This window comes from Streptomyces sp. YS-3 (assembly GCF_045257485.1).
GTDB lineage: Bacteria > Actinomycetota > Actinomycetes > Streptomycetales > Streptomycetaceae > Streptomyces.
Genome location: NZ_JBJHPC010000521.1, coordinates 1 through 5,096 on the forward strand (window position 1 = coordinate 1; position 5,096 = coordinate 5,096).

The window sequence follows — 5,096 nt, forward strand, 5'->3', positions numbered from 1 at the left end:
GGGGACGCGGGGGAACGGCGGTGCGGGCGTGGGCTCTTCGCCCCTGCGGGGGTGCGCCCTGGTGTCGGGCGTGCTCAAGTTAAGTACCTTTACTTATGGCGTCAAGAGGTCGCCGGGAAACCGTGGGGAGCGATACGTGAGAATGAGCGGATGACCAGCAGTGACGAGGGTGAGCAGCCCTGGAACCCGCAGCGCCAGCGCAACAGCAACGAGCGGCTGCTGCTCGACCGGCTGCGCGCGGGCGGTCCCTCGTCGCGGGCCCAGCTCGCCCGGGAGAGCGGTCTGTCCAAGCCCACGGTCTCCAGCGCGCTGGCCGCGCTCGCCGCCACCGGCCTGGTCCGCGAGGCGGGCACGCACACGCCCGAGCGCGGCCGGTCCGCGGTGCTCTACGCCCCGGACCCGACCGCGGGGTACGCGCTGGGCATCGACATCGGGCGGGCCTGGCTGCGGGTGGCGCTCGCGGACCTGGACGGCGCGGTGGTGGCGCGCTCGGAGGTCCGCAACCAGGCGCGCACGTCCACCACCATGGCCGAGCTGGTCGTCTCCACCGCCCACCGGCTCGTCGCCGGATCGGGTGTGGACGCGGAGAAGATCGCCCAGGCGGTGGTCGGTACGCCCGGGGTGTACGACGCGGAGAAGCGGCGGGTGCGCTATGCCCAGCACCTGCCGGGCTGGGGCCGGCCGGGCCTGTTCGACCGGATGCGGGACGGGCTCGGGATGCCGCTGGCCGTGCACAACGACGCCAACCTGGCGGCGCTGGGCGAGTACACCTTCGGCGTCGGGGCGGGCAGCCGCCTCTTCGTGTACGTACTGATCGGCACCGGGCTCGGCATGGGCGTGGTCAGCGAGGGGCAGCTCTTCACCGGGGCGCACGGCGGCGCCGGCGAGATCGGCTTCCTGCCCTGGCCGGGGCGGCAGAAGCCGGACACCCTGGAGGACGCGGTCTCCGGTGACGCGGTCGTGGCGGCGGCCCGCTCGCACGGTATGGCCGGGCCGCTCACGGCGAAGGACGTCTTCGACGCGGCACGGGCCGGGGACCCGGCGGCGGTCAAGGCGGTCGAGCTGGAGGGCGAGCGCCTGGCCCACACCGTGGCGGCGGTCGCCGCGGTGCTCGACCCGGATCTGGTGGTGCTGGGCGGCGGTGTGGGGCACAGCGCGGATCTGCTGCTGCGGACGGTCCGGGAGACGCTGCGCACCCTGACGCCGCTGCGCCCGAAGGTGGCGCCGAGTTCGCTCGGTGAGGACGCGGTGCTGCTCGGTGCGGTGGCGACGGCGCTGGGCACGGCCCGGGACGTGACCTTCGAGCGGCGGACCCGCTCCGGGCACCCGGGTCGTTGACATGGCTCACTCAGGTCTCTACCTTCGGGGTGCGAGTTAGTAAGGATTCCTAACTTTGATGCCCGACCTGGACACCGGGAGCCCACCGTGTTCCACCGTCGCCCTCTCGTCCGCCGCAGAACCGCCGCAGCCGCCGTACTGACGCTCACCCTGGCGCTCCTCTCGGGGGTCCAGGAGGCAACTCCCGCCGCCCGCGCGGCGGTCGCCCCCACCACGACGGCGCTGTCCGGGTACGCCATCCAGTCCACCGCCGCGGTCACCGACCCGGCGGCGGCCGTCTCCAGCCCCGGCTACCCGGCGACGGGCTGGTACCGGGCGGGGCCCCGCTCCACCGTCCTCGCCGCCCTGCTGGCGGCGGGCAAGTACGCCGACCCCTTCTACTCCACCAACCAGAAGAAGATCCCCGCCGCGGACTTCGCCGTTCCCTGGTGGTACCGCTCGGACTTCACCGTCGCGGACACCTCCGCGCGTACGTATCTCGACTTCAGCGGGGTCGTCTCGGCCGCCGACGTGTTCGTCAACGGGCGTCAGGTCGCGGACCGGGGCGCGGTCGCCGGGGCCTACACGCGCCATGAGCTCGACATCACCTCGGCCGTGAGGTCCGGCACCAACACCGTCGCCTTCCGCGTCCAGCCCAACGACCCCAGGAAACACCTCACCATGGGGTGGATCGACTGGCTCCAGCCGCCGCCCGACGAGAACATGGGCATCGTCCGGGACGTGCTGGTGCGCCGCGGCGGCCCCGTCGCGCTGCGCGACGCGCATGTCGTCACCAGCCTCGCCGTGCCCTCGCTGGCGAGCGCCGAACTCACGGTCAAGGCCCTGGCCCGCAACGACTCCGCGAACACGGTGACCACCACCGTCTCCGGCACGATCGGCGCCGTCTCCTTCGGCCAGGACGTCACCCTCGCCCCGCACGAGAGCAGGGCCATCACCTTCACCCCCGCCGCCCACCCCCAGCTCCGGATCGCCTCGCCGCGCGTGTGGTGGCCGGCCGGGATGGGCGAACAGGCGCTCTACGCACTGGACATGACCGCCTCCGTCTCCGGCGGCATCTCCGACACCGCGCACGAGTCGTTCGGCATCCGCGACGTGAAGGCGCCGCTCGACGCGGCAGGCGCACGGCAGTACTCGGTCAACGGCCGTCCGCTGCTCATCAAGGGCGGCGGCTGGTCGCCGGACGAGTATCTGCGCTGGGACCGCACCTACGCGGAGGACCGGCTCAGATACGCGCTCGACCTCGGCCTCAACACCATCCGGCTGGAAGGGCACATCGAACCGGACGAGTTCTTCGACCTCACGGACCGGTACGGCATCCTCACCCTCCCCGGCTGGGAGTGCTGCGACAAGTGGGAGGGGCAGGTCAACGGGAGCGAGCCGGGCGACAAGTGGAGCGCGGCGGACTACCCGGTCGCGAAGGCGTCGATGGCCGCCGAGGCGGCCCGGCTGCGCGACCACCCCAGCGTGATCTCCTTCCTCGTCGGCAGCGACTTCGCCCCGGACGCCACGATTGAGAAGACGTATGTGGACGCCCTGCGGGCCGCCGACTGGCCCACCCCGGTGGTGGCCGCCGCCTCCGACAACTCCGCGCCCATCAGCGGCCGTTCGGGCATGAAGATGAGCGGCCCCTACGACTGGGTGCCGCCCAACTACTGGTACAACAAGCAGGAGGGCGGGGCCACCGGCTTCAACTCCGAGACCAGCGCCGGACCCGACATCCCCACCCTGGACACCCTGCGCCGCATGATGTCACCGGCCGAGCTGGACACGCTCTGGAAGAACCCCTCGGCCAAGCAGTACCACCGCTCCCCCTCGTCGGCCTTCGCCACCCTCGGCATCTACGACGCGGCCCTGACCGGCCGTTACGGCGCCCCGACCGGCCTGGACGACTATGTGCGCAAGGCCCAGCTCGCCCAGTACGAGAACGTGCGCGCCCAGTACGAGGCGTACGCCCGCAACGCCAAGGACGCCTCGAAACCCTCGACCGGGGTCGTCTACTGGATGTTCAACAGCGGCTGGACGTCCCTGCACTGGCAGCTCGTGGACCGCTACCTCGACCAGGGCGGCGCGTACTTCGGCGCGAAGAAGGCCAACGAGCCGCTGCACGTCCAGTACTCCTACGACGACCGCTCCATCGCGGTGGTGAACAGCCGGCACGCGCCCGTCTCCGGTCTCACGGCACGGGTGACGCTCTTCAACACCGACGGGACGCCGAAGTACGACCGGACGGCGACCGGGCTGACCGTGGGCGGGGACGGGGCGCGGACGACGGCGCTCACCGTCCCGGCGAACGTCGCCGGCCTGTCCACCACCTACCTCGCCCGGCTGCTGCTCACCGACGCGACCGGCAAGGAGGTGAGCCGCAATGTGTACTGGCTCTCCACCAGGGCGGACGTCCTCGACTACGCGAAGACCGACTGGTACCACACCCCCACCACCGCCTACGCCGATCTCAAGGGGCTGGGCACGATGGCGAAGGCGGCGGTGACCGCCACCGGCACCACCACCGCGAAGGGCGACGGCACCTCGACGACCACCGTCACCCTCGCCCGTACCGGGGCGGGGGCGGCCCCGGCGCTGCTCACCGACGTCCATCTCGTGGACGCCGGGGGCGCCCCGGTCCTGCCCGTCCACTGGTCCGACAACCAGGTATCGCTGTGGCCCGGTGAGACGGCGACGCTGACCGCCACCTACCGGACCGCCGACCTGCACGGCTCCGCCCCGCGGCTGCGGGTCTCCGGCTGGAACACCCCGACGGCCACGGTCCACGGCTGAACCGGTCCGGCGGGTGCCGGGCCGGTGGGGGCGCTCAGGTCCTCGCCAGCACCGGCCACAGGGCCGGGTCCTCGAAGTTCAGGGCCCACAGGGAGGTGTTGCGGACGCCGTAGCGGGCCAGGACCGGCAGGTCCGCCTCGACGCCCCGGGCGTCCTGGTACCAGACCTCGCGGGCCGTCTCCCCGTCCTGGTAGCTGAAGTGGGGGGTCTGCGACACGGGATCGAGCTGGTACGGGGCGCCCTTCTCCACCCGCAGGGCCTCGGCCTCCCGCCAGGTGACGTGCCGGGCCCGGCCGCCGCCCCCGGCGGGCCAGTCCCATCCGTAGGCGGGCAGCGCCATCTCGATCCGGGCGGGCGGGATCAGTACGGTGGCGCGGCGCAGGATGTCCTCGTACCAGTCCACCCCGGCGAGCGGACCGGGGGTGCCGCCCGACCAGTGCCGGTCGTACGCCATGATCCGTACCCGGTCGGCGGCCCGGCCGAGCGCCGCGTAGTCCCAGACGCGGCCGGTGGTCGCGGTCTGCGGTGACACGGTGCTGACGCACTTCTTGGCTACGGCGTGCAGGCGGGCGCAGAGCTCGCCGATGAAGGTGGCGTAGGCGGCCCGCACCGCGGGGTAGTCGGCGTCGCCGGTCGGGGCGATGGACTCGTAGTCGATGTCGAGGCCGTCGTAGGCGCGGCTGCCCGCCACGGCGAGCAGGGCCGTGATGTGGGCGGCGCGGCGGGCCGGGTCGGTGAGGATGGCGGCGAGGGCGCCGGGCTCCATCGTCTCCATGACGGTGGGCACCACCGCGATCCCGGCCGCGTGCAGCCCGTCGACGATGCGCTGGGCGCCCGCGCCCGGATGCCCGTCGATCTGTTCGTCGCCGACCGCCTGGTACCAGAACGGGCTGACGGTGTGCAGCTGGGCCGCGTGGCGCAGGGCGTCCTGGTAGGCGCCCTCCTGGTCCCAGTAGGGCAGCCAGGCGGAGACGGAGCGGGGC

The 5,096-nt window shown here is 72.8% G+C and carries 3 protein-coding genes; 2 read left to right on the top strand and 1 reads right to left on the bottom strand.

Annotated features, from left to right (window positions below; translation table 11 throughout):
* Positions 1 to 150: 150 nt before the first annotated feature.
* Together ACJA3G_RS29710 and ACJA3G_RS29715 are read left to right on the top strand one after the other, a co-directional pair.
* Positions 151 to 1,338 carry an ROK family protein gene (locus ACJA3G_RS29710; protein ID WP_406556130.1) on the top strand — a complete coding sequence of 396 codons (1,188 nt, stop codon included), beginning with the start codon at positions 151 to 153 and terminating at the stop codon, positions 1,336 to 1,338.
* Between the two features lie 87 nt (positions 1,339 to 1,425).
* Positions 1,426 to 4,113 (top strand): glycosyl hydrolase 2 galactose-binding domain-containing protein, encoded by a 2,688-nt coding sequence (locus tag ACJA3G_RS29715; protein WP_406556131.1) that lies wholly within the window; start codon positions 1,426 to 1,428, stop codon positions 4,111 to 4,113.
* A 34-nt stretch (positions 4,114 to 4,147) separates the two neighbouring features.
* Here the strand turns inward: ACJA3G_RS29715 and ACJA3G_RS29720 are convergent.
* The coding region (locus ACJA3G_RS29720) for a glycosyl hydrolase family 18 protein (RefSeq protein WP_406556132.1) at positions 4,148 to 5,096 on the bottom strand (949 nt) is incomplete at its 5' end.